Here is an 18,612-nt window from a genome sequence, read left to right as displayed (position 1 = left end):
ACGAGAATGCACCATATCTTGGGTCGATCGTGTCCTTAGGGTCATGAGCATGACGAACGTTGCCATTCCCGCACGCATGAACTTGTCGCTTGTCGCTCCCAAGATTTTCAAGGCCGTGCTGGCCCTGGACGCTGTGGCCCGCGAGGGACTGGACCCGGTCCTGATCGAGCTGGTGCAGATCCGCGCCTCCCAGATCAACCGGTGTGCGTACTGCATCGACTATCACACCGGCGACGCCCGCCGGACGGGTGAGAGCGAGGCGCGCATCTACCAGCTGAGCGCCTGGCAGGAGTCCAGCCTCTACACCGCCAAGGAGCGCGCGGCCCTCGCCCTGACCGAGGCGATGACCCTGCTTCCCCAGGGAGTCACCGACGCGGTGTACGACGAGGCCACGCGGTACTTCGACGACGAAGAACTCGCCCAGCTCATCGCGATGATCTTCACGGTCAACGCCTGGAACCGCATGAACGTGACCACGCGCAAGACCCCCGGAACCGAGTAGCCACACCTGCGCCCTCGTCCTCCTCCACCCACGGGCGGTGGCCCGCGTCCCCGCGGCCACCGCCCTTCGCATGACTTCCAGGAAAGGCCGACAGCGTGACATCCGTCGACTTCCCGCCACCGGACGTGGCCCAGGACACGAGCCCCTCACCGGTCCGGGGCTGGCTCGCGATCCTCGCCGTGACGCTGGGAATCTTCGCCCTGATGACCTCCGAACTGCTGCCCGTCGGACTCCTCACCCCGATCGGCACCGCGCTGGACGTCTCCGAGGGCACCACCGCGCTCATGGTCACCGTGCCTGGGCTGGTCGCCGCCGTCGCGGCACCATTGGTCACCGTGGCCACCGCCAGGATCGACCGTCGGCTGGTGCTGGCCGTGCTGATCGGGATGATGGGCGCGGCCAACCTCGCCTCCGCCTTCGCCACGAGTTTCGCCGTCGTCCTGCTGGCCCGCTTTCTGATCGGCATCAGCGTCGGCGGCTTCTGGTCCCTGGCCGGCGCCATCGCCCTGCGTCTGGTCCCGAAGCACCACGTCGTGCGGGCCACCGCCGTCGTCTTCGGCGGCGTCGAGACCGCCTCCGTGCTGGGTGTGCCTGCGGGCACTCTGGTCGGCGACCTCAGCGGCTGGCGAACCGCGTTCGCGGTCGTGGGTGTGCTCGGTCTGATCTCGCTGGTCTGCATGGTCGTCGTGATGCCGAAGGTGGCGCCGGAGCGCACGATGACCTTCGGGGACCTGCCACGGGTGTTCCGGACGCACATCGCGGTACGCGTCGGCATCGCCATGACCTTCCTGGTCATCACCGGGCACTTCACCGCCTACACCTTCGTCCGGCCCATCCTCCAGCACGACGGTGTGGCGGACGGCATGATCAGTGTGCTGCTGCTGGTCTTCGGCATCGCCGGCATCTGCGGCAACTTCATCGCCGGTGCCCTGATCACCAAGCGTCTCCGGCAGACCGTGTGCGGCATCTCCGTACTCCTCACCGCGGCCATGGCCGCTCTCGCGGTGACCGACCACAACACCTTCTCGGTGGCCGCGATACTCATCGTCTGGGGTCTGGGCTACGGCGCCGTCCCGGTCACCTTCCAGACCTGGATCCTGAACGCCGCGCCGACGGCCACCGAGGCCGCGTCCTCCCTGTACGTGTCGATGTTCAACCTGTCCATCGCCCTGGGCGCCCTCGTCGGCGGCCTGGTGGTCGACACCGCCTCAACGGTGAGCGTGTTGTGGATCGGTGGCGTGCTGGCCATTCTGGTGCTTCCGATCGTCGGTGCCATGCCTCGCCACAGGGTTCCCCGCCCGGGTCTGCCCGAGTAAACGCCGCGTCTACCGCGAGATCCCCGGCGAGGCCCCCGCGTCGATCAGATCAGCCGCCTTCTCACTTCCTGACGCCGGTTCGAGCACTCATCACCATGGCGACCACCTTGCGTCACCCTGGTCCGCGGCGACGGCCCGACTCCTCCGTCGGGAACAGGATCGTGCCCAGCAGGTGAGGAGTGCGGCCGGGTGCGGGTTGGTTGTCCGTCCTTGAGGCAAGGACGCCGCGCAGCGCGTCGATCATTTCGGTGAGTTCGTCGGGGGTGAGCCAGAGGGTGCCCTGCCGGCGCGAGAGCCGGTGGGCCAGTAGTAGGCCGCGGCCGTTCTCGGCGAGCAGGGGCAGGCCGATCTCCTTGACCGAGTGCAGCAGGTTGAGGATGAGGCGGACCTCGTGGGTGTTGGGGTCGCCGTCGACGATCTCGCACCAGCTGGGGGTGCCGTCCAGACTGAAGACACGCAGTTCGTACGGGGGACAGGCGTGTTTCTCTGCGTTGGCGGCGAGTTCGGCGACGATGAGTTCGGCGGTGTCGATGTCGTCTTCGGGCAGTCCCGCGTGCTGGAGCACGTCGCGGAGGATGGCGTGGGCCCGTCGTGAGGCGGATCCGGGTCGCAGGACCTTGACCAGCGCGCGGACATCGCTCCGCCCCGCCGCGCCACTGTCTCGTCCCGTCGTCGTCCCGCTGTCCAGCTTGGCCATGCTGTCTCCTCGTTCCGTTGTGCCGCTTTCCAACCTGGCCGTGCTGCTGTCTCGCCCCGCCGCACCGCTGTGTGGCCCGGCCGCGCTACTTTCCTGTCCCGTCGTGCCGGGGGCTCCGCTTGGGGGGTGAACACCCAGGCCCGGTGTCGTGGTGTCCCGGATCGTTGTTCCAGTGCTGTAGGTCGGTGGGGTGGTGGTTCCGGGTGGGAGGGCGCAGGTCGATGACCTGCTTCATGTCCCGCCAGCCCCGCTCGACCTCCAGGAGTTGCTTGTAGCCGATGGCGATGTCCTCGGCCGACAGCTTGGGGTCGGAGCAGCGCAGCAGGTACTTGCCGTCCAGGTTCGCCTCGGTCTTGACCTTCGCGGCGTCGATGCGCAGCGGTCCGTTCGGGGTGGTGCGCAGGTAGCGGTTCAGGCCGGGCTTGGTGGAGATCACGCCGCGCAGCTCGGCGCGTTTGGTGACAGATAGCTGGTCGGTGCCGACGATCACTTCCCCCAGTTGGGTGATCAGGCGCCGGCGGATGGCAGCGTCGCGTATCGCGCCGTCGGGGTTGAAGCAGATCACGAACCGGTCGGCCTCGCCGATGCGCACCTCTTTGACCTTCAGGTTGTCGGCCACGTCCTGGTAGCGGCCCTGGCGGGACAGGGCGGCCTTGGCCTCGGCCGAGCCCGAGCGCGGTCGTTCGCCGATGATGTAGTGGTGGTCGCCTTGGCGCAGGTAGCGGCGGTTGTCGGCGGAGGCGAAGCCGCGATCACCGACCTACACGATCTTGGACAGGGTCCAGTCCCGCATGTCGTCCTTGACCTGGCGGATCAGGGTGGTGTCGGTGGTGTTGCCGGGCCAGGGGGACGGATTCCACCTCGGCCGGGAGGTCGGCCCGCCCCAGCGGTTCCGGGCTGCGGTGGACGAGGGGTACGGGCACGGTTCGTACAACGACCGGTTGAAGAAGACCGCCGAGTTTCACGCGTTCCTGTCGCGGATGCGCGAGGGCGACTTGGTGCTTAGCCCCGAGGGGGAGAGGTCTACCTCGGGCACCTCACCGACCCCCGGTGTCCCGGGCCAGTGTGGAGAACCTGGCCAACCTGCAGCGGCCGGTGGACTGGTCGAACCCGAAGGCGCCGCTCGACTTCGCAGACGACCTGCCGGACGAGATCTCCGCCAAGCCGGCCACCCAGCATGATGTGCTCGATCTGACGGAGTTCGTCTGTTCACGGACAGGTGAGCTGAGAGCTCTCAAGGAGGGTGTTTGCTGGTCGTTGAACGGCGCGGTGGGAGGGACGGCCGTCGAGGCCCCGGCTCACGCCGCCAGCCTGTCCACTCCGGTTTGTGGCCGCCCATCAAGGAACGGTTGCGGGATGGTTCCTGCTCTTGACAGTGGTTACCGGACGGATGGTTGAGACGGTGCTGACCTGAGCCGGGTCACCCTGCGGCATGGTCTTGCGTGTGTGTGGTAGCCGCCTGAGCCGTCAAGCAGATGGCAATCGGTCGTTCATTGTCTGCTCGGATACTCGCGGGGAGCCAGGTCGCCGATCCCGGCGGCCATGTCGGCGCGTAACGCCTATCGGGAGGCGGCCGAGGCGGCCCGTCACCCGGCTCACACCGATGGAGAGGACTCCCATGTCCGAGCAGCCGAGCACACCTACCTTCGCAGACCAGGTGCCGGAGACGGATTTCTCTAAGTGGGCCAGTACCGTTCGAATCAACCTTCAGACCTACATCAAGGACCACGTACCCGACATGGTCAGCAAACGGGCCCCCTTTGAGGGGATCGACAAGAAGCTGACAAGCCTGGTGTATGCCGTGACCTACAGCGGCAAGAGCGAGAGCACGGCTCGGGAGGAGCTCATCGCGTGGCTGGAGGAAAACGACACGGGTAGCTGGGGAACCTTCATGACCCACGTGACCCGGATGGAGACGCTGAAAGCTCAGGAGAAGGAGGGTAAGGAGAAGATCTCGCTTGCCTCCGCAGCGCGGCAGGAGGCGCAGCATCTGATCAAGAAGTACAGCACGGGCTCGGGCGACAAGGTCGGCACGGTGATCGCCGTCGTCGCCCACGCCGGGACAGGCAAGACCTGGGCGGGGACCAGCGGAGAGTATTCCCTCAGCGAGAAGCACCCCGTCATGGCGAAGGTCCTGACCGGTGTGACGCAGGTAGAGGAGTGGCCGATCACCGCGTGCGGAGAGGTCGCCGCGATGAACGCATACCTCAACAGCACCGGCATCACCGATGTGTCCAAGATCCCCAGGGGCACCCTCTACTTCCATGCCCAGACCTGGAACGTCATGGCAGGCAAGTGGCAGGCCCGTTCCGGGTGCGGGAACTGCCGCCAGTGGGTGACGAAGATCGGCGCGGCCTGGATCTGAAACCCGCCCTCGCCGCCTGTTTCGGCCGCCGTTCTATTGTGCACAGTGATGGCCGGCCCTTGCCTGGGACGGCGAGCCAAGGGCCGGGGCGCCGATCCCCAGGTCGTCAAGGTGCTGGGCATGGAGGTGTTCCGATCCGACGTACTGGCCACGGCCGGACTGGACCGCAGTGCCTCCGGTGGAGTGGTGGAACAGACGGCGCCACGCCATCTGGGTGGGGAAACTCGTACACCATTTCCGTGGACGCGACCGCGCGTAGATGTCGTCTCATCTGGAAAGTCGGCGATAGCAGCTGAGGAACCGCCGCGCCGGCTCATCCCTGGCACCTGCCTGGCTCGGCAGCTTGATGAAGGCGTACCAGGCCATGATCGCTGTCCACCCGATGGGGAGGGCGAGGGAGATTTCGAAGGTCAGGCGTTCACCGCGTGTCGCCCCGGCCGCCGCCTACCCGCGACGAATGCCTCCGCAGCCGAGGCGACGCGCTTTCGGCCGCTCACCTGCCGCGAGCGTCCGGTCCGGCCGCTCCTGCGGTGAACGTCAGACGGTGGTGATCGTGACCGTGATCGCGGAGACGAGAGTAACGCAGGTGGTTTTGCAGGGATACAGAGGGGCCTCCATCTTGCTGGGAAGCATGTCCAGGGAGTTGATGTCGAGTTCCATTGCTTTTCTCCTTTTGCTGAGGAGGACCTCCACCGATACTGCGGCGGTCTCCGTAACCGCCGGTCCATCCGGCGGAGTCTGTGTGGTCGGACCCGGTGTGGTGCCTGCCGTGCCGATTCATCGGCGCGGGTTCGTCGTACCAGGACAGCATCGTGGCGGGCACTTATGAACCACTTTCGGATGGGATGACAAGGTGTTTCCGGCTCTTGGCTTAACTTTCGTCGATCACCGAAACGACCGGGACGGAAGACGCTGTCGCCGGTAGGCAGCAGCTGGTCATGGCCATGCTCACCCGGGCACTGGAGGCCGGGGTGCCATTTCGCCGGTTCACCGCCGATGAGCCCTTTCGCGCCGCCGACAATCCGCGGGTGCTTAAGAAGCCTTAACCGTTCTTAACAGCCGCTTATTCGGGTTCGTTGTGGATCACCTGCAGGGTGCGCCGGTGGGCTTGTACGACGGCCTGGACCGCGGGGTCAACGGCCACGCCTACGGTGGGGATCTGGAATGGTCGCCGATCCAGGCCGGCACCTGCCGGCTGTGCTCGGCGGCTATCGCCTCCGGTGCCATGGTGCTGCCGACCAGGGCGGCGTCGATCCTGTCATCGTGCAGCCGGCGCAGGTCCATGAGGAGAGACAGAGCCGTTTACTGGACAGGCCCCGAGCTGCGTGGATGCGTGGCATCCACGACTGTACCCGTGGCCTGGCTCGACCGGCTGCTGTCCCGTCGGACACCTGAAGTCACGAACCCGGCGATGGTGAGGACTCCGCTGCCGAGATGCCGAGGGTGGACAGGAACGCCGCGGCGACAGGGGATGGAGGGAAGCGGCTCCAGATGAGGTACTCCATGCGGGCGGGAGCGTCGCGAAGCTGGAGAACGGGCAGACCCGGGAGTTCGGACACGAAGGCGGCGGGCAGCATCCCGATGCCCAGGCCCTGCCGGATCAGGCGAGCGATGAAGTCCACGGTCGTCACTTCGAAGGCGACCTCGCGCCGGACCCCGGCCGCTGCGAACGCCTCGTCCGACTGGGCCCGCGCGGCGGTACCCGGGGGGAAGTCGATGAACGATTCATCCGACAGTTGACGCAGATCCACCCGGTCCTCGTCCGCCAGCGGATGGTCGGGCGCCACCACGGCCACGAGGTCGTCGCGTGCCAGTTCGCGGCCGCGGACCCCCTTTGGGCATTCACCCAGCGGAAGCCCCAGGAAGGCGGCGTCCAGGGTGCCCTGCCGTACCCGTTCGGTCAGGTCCTCGCTCGCGCCCGAGCGGAGGCTGATTCGCACCTGCCGATGCCGCAGGTGGAACTGTTTCAGCGCGGCCGGCAGGTCGACCGCCGTGACGGTGGGGATGGCGCCGATGACCAGCCGGCCGCGGATCTCACCGGTGGCGGCCGCCACCTCGGAGCAGGCCCGTTCGACGGCGTCGAGAGCCTGGCGGGCCGCAGGCAGGAACGCCTCACCGGCGGGGGTCAGACGGACGCGGCGGCTGGTACGGCTGAACAACTTGGCGCCCAGCTCACGTTCCAGCTTGGCGATCTGGTGGCTCAGGGCGGACTGGACGACCAGGCACTGCTCGGCGGCCCGGGTGAAGTTGCTCGTATCGGCGACGGCGACGACATAGCGCATCTGCTGCAGTTCCATGGATCAATCGTGCTACACGATCGATCCGATGACAAACATGCATTGGACTCATTGATCTTCTATCCCCGAAGCTGGGCGCATGACGACGACGATTTCCCGTTCGGACAGAGGCCTGTCGCGCGGGCTGCTCCTGCTCATGTCGGTGGCGACCGGGTTGGCGGTCGCGGGCAACTACTTCGCGCAGCCGCTGCTTGACCTGATCGGCCGGGAGATGGGGATCGGGCCATCGTCGGCGGCGCTGTTGGTGACGGCCGCACAGGGCGGGTACGCGCTGGGGCTGATCCTGCTGGTGCCGCTCGGCGACCTGCTGGAGCGGCGGCGGCTTGCCGTGTCGCTCTACGCGGTGACCGCGGTGTTTCTGCTGGTGTCGGCCACCGCCTCCAACGGCACGGTGCTCTTGGTCAGTACGGCCCTGACCGCGCTGACCTCGGTGGGAGCCCAGGTCGTGGTGCCGTTCGCGGCGACGCTGGCGGACCCGGCCGAGCGTGGCCGGGTGGTCGGCACGGTGATGACCGGGCTGATGCTCGGCCTGTTGCTGGCGCGCACCGCGTCCGGGGCGTTGTCGGAGCTGGGCGGGTGGCGGACGGTCTACTGGGTGGCCGCGGCCTTGATGGCGCTGATGGCCGTGCTGCTGCGTACCTACCTGCCCCGGCTCGGCGGAGACGGCGGCGGCGGAGGCCGGTCCTACCTGGGTCTGCTGCGCTCGACGGTGGCGATGTTCCGGTACGAGCCGTTGCTGCGGTGGCGGGCGGGCATCGCCGCGTTGAGCCTCGCCTCGTTCAGCGTGCTGTGGACGGCGCTGACCTTGCTGCTGGTGGGTTCGCCCTATGGCTGGTCGGAGTCGGCCATCGGACTCTTCGGGCTGGTCGGCGCCGTGGGTGCGCTGACCGCCATGGTGGCGGGGCGGCTGGCCGATCGCGGGTACGTGCAGGTCGTGACCGGCGCCGGGACGGTCCTGCTGGTGGCGTCCTGGGCGGCGATCGCGGCGGGGGCGAGCACGCTGATCTGGCTGCTCGTCGGCGTGATCGTGCTGGACCTGGCACATCAGGCGGTGCTCAACAGCAGCCAGAACGTCCTCTACGCGCTGCGGCCCGAGGCCCGCAACCGGATCAACTCCGCCTTCATGACCTGCCTTTTCGTCGGCGGCGCGGTGGGGTCCGCGCTGGCTGCGGTGGTCTGGGTGTACGGCGGCTGGACCGGCGTGTGCGTCTTGGGCGCCACCCTCTCGGCCGGGACCGTCGTGCTCTGGGTCCTGGAGCGCATCACCGTCGGCCGGACGGCAGGAAAGCCTGCGAAGACCTCTGACGCGACACCGGCCACCTCGGCCAACTGATCCAAGGAGCTGAAACCATGCACGTCACCGTGTTCGGAGCGGCGGGAAACATGGAGAGCCGCGTGACACCCGAGGCGCTCGCCCATACGTAGTCGACGGCCGACGCCGTCCGCAACCAGATCCGTACCCCCACCACCAAGGGAGAATGAACGTGTCGCGCACCGTGCTGATCACCGGAGCCACCGGAACCGTGTCCACCGCGCTGATCAATGCGTTGGAAGGGGCCGAGGTGGACCTTCGCGCTCTCGTCCGCGCCAAGTCCACAGCGAACGGCCCATGCGGACAGAGCGCCGAGGTTTTCGTCGGCGACCTCGAAGACCCCCGGTCGTTGCCGCCCGCCTTCGAGGGCGTGCAGGATGTGTGGCTGCTCACCCCGAACGGCCCGCGCGCTCCGGAGCACAACATGAACGCCGTGTGGGCCGCACGCCAGGCCGGTGTGGAGCGCATCGTGCGCCTGTCCGTCGTCGGCGCGGCACACGACGCGCCGAACCGCAGCGGCAGGCTGCACGCGCTGTCGGACCGGGAGACCGAACGGTGCGGCATGCGCTGGACCATCCTGCGTCCACACTGGTTCATGCAGAACCTGCTGAACGAGGCGGGCGACATCTCCGCCACCGGCACGTTCTCGCTGAACCTGGCCTCGGCGAGGATCGGCATGATCGACGTACGCGACATCGCCGAATGCGCCGCCCGCGTGCTCCTCGACGACCCGGATCGCCACCACGGCCAGACGTACACCCTTACCGGCCCGCGCTCGCTGACCGTTGACGAGGTCGCCGCCGAAATGAGTATCGCTCTCGGCAGGTCCATCACGTACCTGCCGGTCAGCGACGACGCCAAGCGCAAGACACTGCTCGGCTACGGCGTTCCGACATGGATCGTCGACATGCTCGAGGAGTACGCGCAGGCGTATGTCTCCGGCTGGGGAGACTTCACCACCGATACGGCCGCCGACCTTCTCGGCCGCCCACCGCGCGACATCGCCGGCTTCGTCCGTGACCACGCCGCAGCGTTCACCTCGGCCGAGGACAACTGAAGCGATCCGCTGGTGGCCCGCGGGGTTGTTGCGACGCCGCGGGCCACTCGGTGATCTCCATCACGGGATCACGCCGACTCCGGATGGCCGGGGCCTGATAGTCGTGCAGTCGAACACCGGCGGGGACCAAAGGCCACGTCGTGCGGCAGGCGAGTGATCGCCGGTTCGACGTACCGGCGACCGTGGCAGTCTTCGGGCCCCGGCTGTACCTCCCCAACGCCCGCTTCGACACCGGCCCGACTCCCACCACCCCGTACACCGCCGTCGCCATCCCTCGCCCCTGACTGACATGGGGCAATCATCTCGATCTCCACCCGCGCGCGCCGTCGACACGACAGCGGGCAAACACGCATTCGTCGCCTTCGCCGGCGACACCGACCCCGTCATCCAGGATCTCGTCCGCTGCTGCATGGAAACGCGCTTTCGACCGCTCACCTACCGCGAGCGTTCGGTCCGGCCGCTCCTGCGGTGAACGTCAGGCGGTGGTGATCGTGACCGTGATCGCGGAGACGAGAGTAACGCAGGTGGTTTTGCATCGAAACGACCGGGACGGAAGACGCTGTCGCCGGCAGGCGGCAGCTGGTTTCGAACGGCGGACATGTTCGCCTCGGGAATGACCGCGCCGCAGGTCGCCCGATAACTGAAGGTGACCCGCAAGTCGGCGTGCGCGTGGCTGCGGGCATACCAGGCCGCCGGCACCCCTCGTAGGGTGCGATGGCTGTTCCCCACCCCCGGGCTCCTAGGGTGCGGTGGTTGCGGTGCGGTAGAACTCGGCCGCGGTGACGGTGGCGGGGACGCCGAGCTCGGCGGCGACCGCGGTGATCGCGGTGGCGCCGACGGCGAGGTCGGCTTGGCCGCCGGTGGTGAAATACGGTGCGATGAACGTCTCGTAGTGGGCTCGGGCTTCGTCTGCGGTGTGTCGGCCGAGGAACGTCTGGATGTGCCGCACCGTGCTCTCGGGTTCGTTGTGGATCACCCGCAGGGCACGCCGGTGGGCTCGTACGACGGCCTGGACCGCGGGGTCGTCCGGGTGGATGTAGGTGGGGTCGACGGCCACGCCTACGGTGGGGATCTGGAAGTGGTCGCCGACCCAGGCCGGCACCTGCCAGCCGTGCTCGGCGGCTATCGCCTCCGGTGCCATGGTGCTGCCGACCAGGGCGGCGTCGATCCTGCCATCGTGCAGCCAGCGCAGGTCCATGCCGTAGTCGCCGGGCGGGCGGACGATGGTGTGGATGTCGCGGTCCGGGTCGAGGCCGGCCTGGCGCAGCACGATCCGGGCGAAGCACCCGGGGGCGGTGTGGGGGGCGTGTACCGCCACCCGTCGGCCGGACAGGTCGGCCAGGGAGGTCAGGCCGGGGCGGGCGAGGAACCAGAACAGCGGGCGGTGGGTGTTGACATTGAGTGCCACCCAGGGGATGCCATCGGTCAGTCGGGACAGCAGTGCCCGGCCGAGCCCGATGGTGGCGCCGTGGCGCAGCCGCTCCTCGTCCCAGGAGCAGCCGTCGCGCAGCGCGACGTGGACGCCCTCGTCGGCGTAGTAGCCCTGCTGGTCGGCGATGTAGGCGACCAGTTCCTCGTGCAGGCCCCGCCCGACGTAGGCGAGATCGATCGTGTACATGAACGTTTTTCCTTGATCGTGTCACCGCTGTGTGCCCGCGCGTGCTGCGGCCCATGGTGCCGAGGTGACGGTGTGCCGGATGCGGTCCGGCCGACGGCCGGACCGGGACGGTATGGCCCCGCGTGCGGAGGACAGCGGAGCGTCAGTACATGGACATCCCGCCGTTGACCGCGGCCGTGGTGCCGGTCATGAAGGCGTTGTCCTCGCCGGCGTAGAAGGCGACAGCTTGGGCGACGTCGCCCGGGCGTGCCAGGCGGCCCAGGGGGGTGGCGGCCACCTGCCGCTGCTTGTGCTCCTCGTCGAACACATCCGCCATGCGGGTGTCCTCCACCGGGCCGGGCTCGACGACGTTGACCGTGATGCCCCGCGGGCCCAGTTCCTGGGCGAGGTAGCGGGCGAACTGCGCCAGTGCGGCCTTGGCCGTGCCCAGTGCGATCATGCCCTCCCGGGGCCGGCGGCTGAGGCCGGTACCGAGATAGATGATGCGTCCCCAGCCCTGTTCGGTCATGGCGGGCAGGACGGCTTTGGTGACCGCGAACGCCGCACGCATCTCGTCGCCGAGCTTGCCGCCCAATTCTTCCCACGTCATGTCCTGGAACGGCTTGATCACATACGGGGTGAGCGCGTTGTGCACGAGCACGTCGATGCCGCCCCATGCCGCCTGGACCTGTTCGATCATGCTCTCGACCGCCGCTGCCTCGCGCACGTCGGCCTGCACGGCCATGGCCTGGCCGCCTGCGGCCTCGATGCCGGCCACGACCTCCTCGGCCGCCATGCCGCTGCGGAGGTAGTTGACCACCACGCGCATCCCTCGCGCGGCCAGAAGGCGTGCGGTGGCCGCACCGATTCCGCTGCTGGCCCCTGTCACCAATGCCACCCTGCCGGTTGCCCCGGTCACGGTCCCACCTCCTGCTCATCATCGCGGGCCGCCGGCATGACCGCCCGGCGTTGTGGCGTCTCACGTGGTGTCGGTTCGGGCCGCGTCAGTGCCTCGCGGACTCCGTACTTGCGGGCCGGCGCCCGGATCCCCAGGCCTTCGTGCCACGAATCCCGGCGGGTTTGGCCGAACAGCTCGACTTTGGTGAGCGCCACCAACTCCCCCTTGCCGTGGCGCGCGTGATCCAGCAGGTCGAGCCTGACACCGCAACTCTAAAGGTGGGGCCACTTCAAGCCGACATGTCGGTCTGGGATCACATCACCGATCCGAGACGGGTGTCCTGTGACATCGAAGATTAAGCGTTTGTCACCGAAGTTCGAGCGCCGATGCCGGCGGGTTCGTGGCGGGGCGCCAGGATCGGCCTGCCCGCTGCTGGCTATCCTGTGGCACGTCGAGCCAGGCACGGCTCCCCCACCACGAGCCCACCGGAAGGCGACGACCGTGACAGCCTCCCAGCGCCGGAGCACATGGCCGGCGACGACGGTGGGGGCGCACGTGGTCCTGGCTCTCCTGACGGCGCTCATCCTGGCGGGCGTCTGGCACCTCGGCGCGGACCTGTGGCAGATCCTCGCCGCGGCGGGTGCCGCCGTCCTGCTCCATGTGGGAGCGGTGGTGGCCCGTCGACAGCCGTGGGTGGGGTACGTGATCGGCGCGCTGGGCATGCTCGTCCTGGTGACGATGCCCTTCCTGGGTTGGTCACCGAGCATGCTGCCCTCGGCTGTGTGCTTCCCCCTGACGTTGTGGCGGCTGACCAGCCGGGTCTCGGTCAGGTCCTCGGTGGTCGCGTTGGCCGTCTCGAACCACCGGTCGAGGTGACCGTTCGCCTGCGCTGGACCCCGGCCGAACTGGTGGTGGAGGTGCGCGACGACGGCGGCAAGGCGCTTCGCGACGTCGGTAGCCAGGGGACCGGCTTGATACCGCGTGCACGCGGTGATCCAAGCGTACGAGAACGGGCTCGTCGGTCGCGGCGAACTGCCTGACTGAGGATTCCATCCTGCCGGGTGGTCCCGGCTCACCCCTTCGGGTGATGTCGGCCGGTGACGCCCGGCCTAGGTTCGACGTCGTGCATTTCCTACATCTGCGCTTTCCTCGGGTGACCTCCCTCATCGTCCTCGGCGGTGTGCTCGTCGCCCTGCTGCTCGGCTGGACGGCACCGGCCCATGCCGTCGGCGAACGGCTGGTCGACGACTACCGCTCCGTCTACGGCACGCCGGGTGTCGCGGCGGCCGTGATCGACGGGTCGTCGGTCGAGACGATCGTCCGCGGCCGGGACGGGGACGGCGATGCGGTGACAGCTCGGACTCGGTTCCGGATCGCGTCGATGAGCAACCCGCTCACCGTCGTGAACGCGGTCCTGCTCGGGCTCACGGTGGGGATGGCCGCACTGCTGGTCACCGCGGCCGTCCGAGCGCGCTGCTGGGCCTCGCGACGCCGTGCGGCGCGCCGGCCGTGGCTGGTTCTGCAGCTCGTGCCCCTTGCCCTGGTGACGGTGCTGGGCGCGGTGCTGCCGGCGCTGATCTGGGGCGGGGCGTTCAACTTCCAGTACTGGATCGTCACCGCCTGGCTGCTGCCGCTGCTGGCACTCTTCTGCCTCTTCTGCTGCGTGCTCGGGGCGGTCGCACTCGGCCGTCGCCTCCGGTGCTTCCGCCGCGCCGGTCAGGCGGCCTTCGCACCGGTACGGCCGGCCACGGCGGACAGCTGACCTGGGCGGGAACCTGGCGGAAGCCGCCAAGGACTGAGGATTCACGAGGCGTTGCCGGTGCCCTGATCCTGGAACGCCGCCCGCGCTTCCTGGCGCCGGGCGTCGTCGAGGGCGGGAGGCCGGCCGCGGTAGCGTCCTTCGGCCTCGGCGGCGGCGATCCCTTCGGTGGGGCGGAATCCTTCGGCGACGCCTTCGGTCCGGACGAGGAGGCCGGCCTCGGTCTCCAGCCTTGCGATGGTCAGTTGCTACTGGCCGTTCCGATCCTCCTCGCGGGCCTTTTCGGTTGCTCAGGCGAAATCAGTTGGCGGGCTTGCCGAACCAGCGGGAGAGGTGGTCGTCCAGGTCCTGCTGATCGTCGCCGATCCAGGCGACGTGGCCGTCGGGGCGTAGCAGGACGCACGGAACATCCAGTACCGCAGTGGGATCGGCGAGGTAATCGACCCGGTCCGACCAGCCGCCGACGGTCAGGCGTTCGGTGCGGTCCAGCAGCAGGCCGCGGCCGCGATGCAGCAGACCGTAGAGGTGGCCCTGTTTCACGTCGATGTCGCGCAGGCGGCGGCCGAGCAGGTCGGGGCCCTCGCCGAAGTCGTAGCGGATGCCGATCGCGGTGATCTTCTCGATCAGATAGCGATTCACCTCGTCGAAGTCCATCAGTTCGGTGAGCAGCCTGCGCACGGCCTGCGGGCCCGGTTCGGTGGACAGCAGTTCCGTCTGGGCGCGGGTGTTGTCCAGCACGTCCTCGGCGACCGGATGACGTTCGGCCTGGTAGGTGTCCAGCAGTGTTTCCGGCGCCCAGCCGCGGATCTGTGCGGCCAGTTTCCAGCCGAGGTTGAACGCGTCCTGAACGCCCAGGTTGAGGCCCTGACCGCCGATGGGCGGATGGATGTGCGCCGCATCACCGGCCAGCAGCACCCGCCCCACCCGATAACGCTCGGCCAGCCGGGTGGCATCCCCGAAGCGGGACAACCAGCGCGGGGAGTGCACGCCGAAATCGGTTCCGGCGATGGTGCGCAACTGTTGTTTGAAATCCTCGAGGGTGGGCGGTTCCGCGCGGTCGCTGACTCCCGCGGCGGGGACTAGAACGCTATAGACCCCTTCGCCGAAGGGCCGGAGCCAGAATCGCTGATGGGTCTCGCTGACTTCGGTCACCTTGGCTGCGATCTCTTCCTGCGGCACGCCCACTTTCATCTCGCCCATGAGCGTGTCGGTCCGTGCGGGCTCGCCGGGGAAGCCGACGCCGAGCAGTTTGCGCACCGTGCTGCGCGCGCCGTCACAGCCGATGAGGTAGCGCGAACGCAGCTGTTCCCCGTCGGCCAGTTCGACGGTCACCCCCTCGTCGTCCTGCTCGAAACCGGCGACCGCGCAACCGCGCCGGACCTGCGCACCCAGTTCGATCGCATGTTCTTCAAGCAGATGTTCGATGACCGGCTGGGGGATACCCAGCAGATAGGCGTACGCGGAATCCAGGCCCTTGGGCGCGGGTTTGGTGATGGCGGCGAAGAAACCGGCGGCCGGACGCTGCCTTCCGCGTTCGAGAACGCGATCCAGCAGTCCGCGCATCGCCATCAGCTCGAGACTGCGGATATGCAGACCGACTATGCGGACGAACGACGCGGGCTCGGTTTCCTTCTCCAGAACGAGTACCCGCACATCGTGCAGTCGCAGTTCGGCGGCCAGCATCGCACCGGTCGGCCCGCACCCGGCGATGATCACATCGAACATGAGGGGCGCGCGATCGGCGCCGGAGGCCGGCGACCAGAGAACTCCGGGGACGTCGCCCACCGTGGAGTCACGCCCGACCCTGTCGTTCGACGGCGGCTCGGCGGTGACCTGCTGAGAGTGCATAGGTGTTGCCTTTCGGGAGTGCCTTGTTGGCGAGGCGCTCCCGGCGACACCTACGTCAATCGCCCGGCCGTGACGGGAAGGGGGAGCACCCACATCGATACAGCGTTCATGGGTCTCACCTCCTCGGGCGGTGTCACGGTCAACTGCAAGCTACAAGCCCGAGCATCATCCCGTCCAATCCTTTCCCGGCCACGTGATCACGACTCCGAACGGGCCCGTGCGGCTGCAGGGCGAATCCGGCGTGGCGGCCCGGCCGGTCCCGGTCACGGTCGACGATCTGATCCTGGCCGCCCCTGAATGATCAAGGTTGGACACCACGCGGCCGATGCTGTTCAGGCAGCGCGGAATTTGTCCCGGTCTTTCAAGCCCACCAGCTCACTCTCCGTCGATCGCACCTGATGCGAGATATCCGCATCGTCTGCGACCGGGCCGCGAGTATGCAGGTCAAATTCGCGATCGGCATATCGATGCCATACCCGGCTTGTGGATCATCCTGGCAACCATCATTTCAAAGGCGACCGCTTTGCGCGCTTCATCTCGGCGCGGTAGGCGGCCCGCACACGGGCGGGCATCGGGCGGCCGATCATCGATCGTGCTCCTTCTCAGTGGTGCGGCAGCCATCCGCACATCCGGCCGAGGCGCCTGACCCGCTGACGACGGTGGCGGTGGGGACGGCACAGCAGGTGTCGCCGCGCCAGGCCTCGCGGCCTTCCTTGACCGCGACGGCCGCGATGACCAGGGCGGCGATCGGGTCGGCCCACGACCAGCCGAACAGGCTGTTCAGCGCCAGGCCCACCAGCAGCACGGCGGACAGGTAAGTGCACAGCAGCGTCTGCTTGGAGTCGGCCACCGCCGAAGCCGAGCCGAGTTCACGGCCGGCACGGCGCTGGGCGGCCGACAGGAACGGCATGATCACCAGCGACAAGCCCGCCAGGATCAGGCCGGGCGTGGAGTGCTCGGCCTCGCCGGCCCCGGCCAGGGCGCGTACGGCGTCGACGGTGACGTAGGCGGCCAGCACGAAGAACGAGAGGGCGATGACCCGCAACGCCACCTTCTCCCGCCGCTCGTGGTCGGTGGCCGAGAACTGCCAGGCGACCGCGGCGGCCGAGGCGACCTCGACGACGGAGTCCAGGCCGAAGCCGATCAGCGCGGCCGAGGAGGCGAGGGTGCCGGCGGTGATGGCCACGACGGCTTCGATCACGTTGTAGGTGATGGTCGCGGCCACCAGCAGCCGGATGCGGCGGCGCAGTACGGTACGGCGGGCCGGTGCGGGCCCAAGGCCGGGCAGGTTCGGCGCGGTCATGCGATCGTGCCTCCAGCGGGCAGGTCGGCGTCGCGGTCGAGGCTGCCGGGGCCGGAGGCGGGGCAGAGCGTGACGGAGTGACCGGTGGCGGCCAGCAGCTGCTCGGCCGCGCCCAGCAGGTCCATCAGCTCGGGCCGGGTCAGCGCGTAGAACGACTGGCGGCCCTCGGCCCGGTAGCCGACCAGCCCGCAATCGCGCAGGCAGGCCAGGTGCTTGGAGACCGTGGACTGGGCCAGGCCGAGCTGTTCGGTCAGGTCCACCACCCGGGCCTCGCCTCGGGCCAGGCGTTGCACGATCTTCAGCCGGGTCTCATCGGCCAGCGAGTGGAACAGCGCCGCCGCCGGCGGGATGCCCGCGGCGATGTCGGCGTTCACGCATCGGCCGGCATCACTATCAATCGCCATATGACGATGATAGCCAGAAATGGTGATGTGTTGGCAAGAGTGCTCGACCTCGAAGCCCGGCACCCGCTAAGGGCGACGCCGCGCACTCTGGAGCCTGGATCGAGGCCACCGGGCGGCAACCCGACGCAGGGGCGGCGGATCGGTGAGGAAGAGCGGGCCGGCCCGGCGCCCGTCCAGCAGGCAGGGCAACAGCCGTGCGGTGGCGGTGCGCCAGGCGATGACATCGACCGCGCCGCCGGCATCACACCGTGCCGCGGGGTGGATCGGAGGCGCGCCGCCCCCCGGGTCCGGTCACGCTATCGGGGGGGCGACACACAGAACTCATTGCCATCGGGATCGGCCATCACCACCCGACTGACCCCGCGCCGGCCGATGTCGACTCGAGTCGCTCCGAGGGAGACGAGACGGTCGACCTCCGCCTGCTGATCACCGTGCACAGCTGGAGCGAGGTCGAAGTGCAGCCTGTTCCTCCCTGTCTTCGGCATCAGTGGCGGACCGCCCCACGTGACCTTCGGACCGCCGTGGGGCGAGCGGATCGCGGTCTCCTGGTCCTGGTCCCAGACCAACGGCCAGCCCAGCGCCTCGCTCCAGAAGTACCCGACCTCCTGCGAACCGTCGCACGCAAGCGCTCCGATGAATCCGCAGTCAGCGAGGAAGTTGTTGCCTGGCCCGATGACGCAGAACTCATTGCCTTCGGGGTCGGCGAGCACCACATGACCCTCCTCCGGGCGTTGCCCGATGTCGATGTGCCGTGCACCGAGTTCGAGCGACCTCGCCACCGTCTGCTGCTGGTCCTCCAGGGACGTGCTCGTCAGATCGAAGTGCATCTGGTTCTGGCCGGTCTTCTTCTCCTGGGTCGGAAGACATCGGATCCGGAACCCGGTGTCATCGCTCGGCAGGAGCTCGATGCCATCGTGGGGGTCGTCGGCCATCTCCCAGCCCAGGACTCCGGCCCAGAAGCGCGCGAGACGGAGCGGGTCGTTCGCATCGAAACAGAGCGCGACAAGCTGAGAAGTCATCCCGCATCTCCAATCTGCTGACTCACCGGCGCAGACAGGACACATCCTCCTGGCGCATGACGGAGGCAACGCTAGCCCGCTCGAGGACTGCGACGCCAACGCATATGAGTCAGAAGGCAACGCTTTCGACACACGGCCCCGGCCCTGTTGGTGACGTCGCGTCCTGACGGAACGGTGCTTCGTCGGGCCGGCGGACGGCCGACTGCGCACCGGAGCGGCCCCTCGCGACTGCGCTTTT

Annotated in this window: 20 protein-coding genes and 1 pseudogene; 9 read left to right on the top strand and 12 right to left on the bottom strand. The window is 68.3% G+C overall.

Annotated features, from left to right (window positions below; all coding sequences use genetic code 11):
- Positions 1-49: 49 nt before the first annotated feature.
- The gene (locus tag ACQP0P_RS26825; RefSeq protein ID WP_433359245.1) at positions 50-502 is read left to right on the top strand and encodes a carboxymuconolactone decarboxylase family protein; all 453 of its coding nucleotides are present in this window, start codon (positions 50-52) and stop codon (positions 500-502) included.
- A gap of 95 nt (positions 503-597) precedes the next feature.
- Positions 598-1,818, top strand: a complete 1,221-nt coding sequence (locus ACQP0P_RS26820; RefSeq protein WP_433359244.1) for an MFS transporter — start codon at positions 598-600, stop codon at positions 1,816-1,818.
- A gap of 112 nt (positions 1,819-1,930) precedes the next feature.
- On the opposite strand, the gene ACQP0P_RS26815 is transcribed toward ACQP0P_RS26820, so the two are convergent.
- Positions 1,931-2,515 carry an ATP-binding protein gene (locus ACQP0P_RS26815; RefSeq protein ID WP_433359243.1) on the bottom strand — a complete coding sequence of 195 codons (585 nt, stop codon included), beginning with the start codon at positions 2,513-2,515 and terminating at the stop codon, positions 1,931-1,933.
- Between the two features lie 208 nt (positions 2,516-2,723).
- Positions 2,724-3,359, bottom strand: a pseudogene (locus ACQP0P_RS26810) (IS1634 family transposase); the annotation flags it as partial.
- Between the two features lie 221 nt (positions 3,360-3,580).
- Here ACQP0P_RS26810 and ACQP0P_RS26805 point away from each other — a divergent pair.
- Entirely contained in the window at positions 3,581-3,913 is a 333-nt protein-coding gene (locus ACQP0P_RS26805) for a hypothetical protein (protein WP_433359242.1), read from the top strand.
- Between the two features lie 220 nt (positions 3,914-4,133).
- The gene (locus tag ACQP0P_RS26800; protein ID WP_433359241.1) at positions 4,134-4,880 is read left to right on the top strand and encodes a hypothetical protein; all 747 of its coding nucleotides are present in this window, start codon (positions 4,134-4,136) and stop codon (positions 4,878-4,880) included.
- Between the two features lie 537 nt (positions 4,881-5,417).
- Here ACQP0P_RS26800 and ACQP0P_RS26795 read toward each other — a convergent pair.
- The 3 genes from ACQP0P_RS26795 to ACQP0P_RS26785 form a co-directional block, all read right to left on the bottom strand.
- The gene (locus ACQP0P_RS26795; RefSeq protein WP_433359240.1) at positions 5,418-5,540 is read right to left on the bottom strand and encodes an ALQxL family class IV lanthipeptide; all 123 of its coding nucleotides are present in this window, start codon (positions 5,538-5,540) and stop codon (positions 5,418-5,420) included.
- Between the two features lie 486 nt (positions 5,541-6,026).
- On the bottom strand, positions 6,027-6,164 hold the full coding sequence (locus ACQP0P_RS26790) for a hypothetical protein (protein ID WP_433359239.1): 138 nt from the start codon (positions 6,162-6,164) through the stop codon (positions 6,027-6,029).
- A gap of 113 nt (positions 6,165-6,277) precedes the next feature.
- The gene (locus tag ACQP0P_RS26785; RefSeq protein WP_433359238.1) at positions 6,278-7,177 is read right to left on the bottom strand and encodes a LysR family transcriptional regulator; all 900 of its coding nucleotides are present in this window, start codon (positions 7,175-7,177) and stop codon (positions 6,278-6,280) included.
- Positions 7,178-7,256: 79 nt separating this feature from the next.
- Here ACQP0P_RS26785 and ACQP0P_RS26780 point away from each other — a divergent pair, with 79 nt between their 5' ends.
- The 3 genes from ACQP0P_RS26780 (at position 7,257) to ACQP0P_RS26770 (ending at position 9,830) form a co-directional block, all read left to right on the top strand.
- Positions 7,257-8,510 (top strand): MFS transporter, encoded by a 1,254-nt coding sequence (locus tag ACQP0P_RS26780; protein ID WP_433359237.1) that lies wholly within the window; start codon positions 7,257-7,259, stop codon positions 8,508-8,510.
- Between the two features lie 151 nt (positions 8,511-8,661).
- A complete protein-coding gene (locus tag ACQP0P_RS26775; RefSeq protein WP_433359236.1) occupies positions 8,662-9,546 on the top strand; it encodes an SDR family oxidoreductase in 885 nt (294 codons plus the stop codon).
- Positions 9,547-9,686: 140 nt separating this feature from the next.
- Positions 9,687-9,830, top strand: coding sequence for a hypothetical protein (locus ACQP0P_RS26770; protein ID WP_433359235.1), 144 nt, complete (start codon positions 9,687-9,689; stop codon positions 9,828-9,830).
- 455 nt (positions 9,831-10,285) lie between these two features.
- Here ACQP0P_RS26770 and ACQP0P_RS26765 read toward each other — a convergent pair whose 3' ends face one another.
- From ACQP0P_RS26765 to ACQP0P_RS26755, 3 genes are all read right to left on the bottom strand, one after another.
- The gene (locus ACQP0P_RS26765) at positions 10,286-11,164 is read right to left on the bottom strand and encodes an ABC transporter substrate-binding protein (protein ID WP_433359234.1); all 879 of its coding nucleotides are present in this window, start codon (positions 11,162-11,164) and stop codon (positions 10,286-10,288) included.
- 142 nt (positions 11,165-11,306) lie between these two features.
- The gene (locus ACQP0P_RS26760) at positions 11,307-12,062 is read right to left on the bottom strand and encodes an SDR family NAD(P)-dependent oxidoreductase (protein ID WP_433359233.1); all 756 of its coding nucleotides are present in this window, start codon (positions 12,060-12,062) and stop codon (positions 11,307-11,309) included.
- Entirely contained in the window at positions 12,059-12,256 is a 198-nt protein-coding gene (locus ACQP0P_RS26755; protein WP_433359232.1) for a hypothetical protein, read from the bottom strand. The genes ACQP0P_RS26760 and ACQP0P_RS26755 overlap by 4 nt, the downstream gene beginning before the upstream one ends.
- A gap of 286 nt (positions 12,257-12,542) precedes the next feature.
- Here ACQP0P_RS26755 and ACQP0P_RS26750 point away from each other — a divergent pair, with 286 nt between their 5' ends.
- Positions 12,543-12,917, top strand: a complete 375-nt coding sequence (locus ACQP0P_RS26750; RefSeq protein ID WP_433359231.1) for a hypothetical protein — start codon at positions 12,543-12,545, stop codon at positions 12,915-12,917.
- A gap of 247 nt (positions 12,918-13,164) precedes the next feature.
- On the top strand, positions 13,165-13,803 hold the full coding sequence (locus tag ACQP0P_RS26745; RefSeq protein ID WP_433359230.1) for a hypothetical protein: 639 nt from the start codon (positions 13,165-13,167) through the stop codon (positions 13,801-13,803).
- A 297-nt stretch (positions 13,804-14,100) separates the two neighbouring features.
- Here ACQP0P_RS26745 and rox read toward each other — a convergent pair whose 3' ends face one another.
- The 4 genes from rox to ACQP0P_RS26725 form a co-directional block, all read right to left on the bottom strand.
- The gene (gene rox, locus ACQP0P_RS26740; RefSeq protein WP_433382116.1) at positions 14,101-15,525 is read right to left on the bottom strand and encodes a rifampin monooxygenase; all 1,425 of its coding nucleotides are present in this window, start codon (positions 15,523-15,525) and stop codon (positions 14,101-14,103) included.
- A gap of 706 nt (positions 15,526-16,231) precedes the next feature.
- Positions 16,232-16,951, bottom strand: a complete 720-nt coding sequence (locus tag ACQP0P_RS26735; RefSeq protein ID WP_433359229.1) for a cation transporter — start codon at positions 16,949-16,951, stop codon at positions 16,232-16,234.
- The gene (locus tag ACQP0P_RS26730; protein WP_433359228.1) at positions 16,948-17,355 is read right to left on the bottom strand and encodes an ArsR/SmtB family transcription factor; all 408 of its coding nucleotides are present in this window, start codon (positions 17,353-17,355) and stop codon (positions 16,948-16,950) included. The genes ACQP0P_RS26735 and ACQP0P_RS26730 overlap by 4 nt, the downstream gene beginning before the upstream one ends.
- Before the next feature lie 296 nt (positions 17,356-17,651).
- Positions 17,652-18,374: a VOC family protein gene (locus tag ACQP0P_RS26725; protein ID WP_433359227.1), complete on the bottom strand. Its 723-nt coding sequence runs from the start codon at positions 18,372-18,374 to the stop codon at positions 17,652-17,654.
- Between the last annotated feature and the right edge of the window lie 238 nt (positions 18,375-18,612).

Origin of the sequence: Streptosporangium sp. CA-115845, from assembly GCF_050943795.1 — a bacterium.
In the GTDB taxonomy this organism is placed as follows: domain Bacteria; phylum Actinomycetota; class Actinomycetes; order Streptosporangiales; family Streptosporangiaceae; genus Streptosporangium.
Note: the sequence above shows the minus strand (reverse complement) of the source record. Positions and strands in the feature narration are given on the sequence as shown.

Coding starts and splice junctions, on each gene's coding strand:
- ACQP0P_RS26730 (WP_433359228.1), bottom strand. CDS start 17,355: ATGGCGATTGATAGTGATGCCGGCCGATGCGTGAACGCCGACATCGCC.
- ACQP0P_RS26825 (WP_433359245.1), top strand. CDS start 50: ATGACGAACGTTGCCATTCCCGCACGCATGAACTTGTCGCTTGTCGCT.
- rox (WP_433382116.1), bottom strand. CDS start 15,525: ATGTTCGATGTGATCATCGCCGGGTGCGGGCCGACCGGTGCGATGCTG.
- ACQP0P_RS26795 (WP_433359240.1), bottom strand. CDS start 5,540: ATGGAACTCGACATCAACTCCCTGGACATGCTTCCCAGCAAGATGGAG.
- ACQP0P_RS26735 (WP_433359229.1), bottom strand. CDS start 16,951: ATGACCGCGCCGAACCTGCCCGGCCTTGGGCCCGCACCGGCCCGCCGT.
- ACQP0P_RS26725 (WP_433359227.1), bottom strand. CDS start 18,374: ATGACTTCTCAGCTTGTCGCGCTCTGTTTCGATGCGAACGACCCGCTC.
- ACQP0P_RS26785 (WP_433359238.1), bottom strand. CDS start 7,177: ATGGAACTGCAGCAGATGCGCTATGTCGTCGCCGTCGCCGATACGAGC.
- ACQP0P_RS26800 (WP_433359241.1), top strand. CDS start 4,134: ATGTCCGAGCAGCCGAGCACACCTACCTTCGCAGACCAGGTGCCGGAG.
- ACQP0P_RS26765 (WP_433359234.1), bottom strand. CDS start 11,164: ATGTACACGATCGATCTCGCCTACGTCGGGCGGGGCCTGCACGAGGAA.
- ACQP0P_RS26780 (WP_433359237.1), top strand. CDS start 7,257: ATGACGACGACGATTTCCCGTTCGGACAGAGGCCTGTCGCGCGGGCTG.
- ACQP0P_RS26790 (WP_433359239.1), bottom strand. CDS start 6,164: ATGGACCTGCGCCGGCTGCACGATGACAGGATCGACGCCGCCCTGGTC.
- ACQP0P_RS26815 (WP_433359243.1), bottom strand. CDS start 2,515: ATGGCCAAGCTGGACAGCGGGACGACGACGGGACGAGACAGTGGCGCG.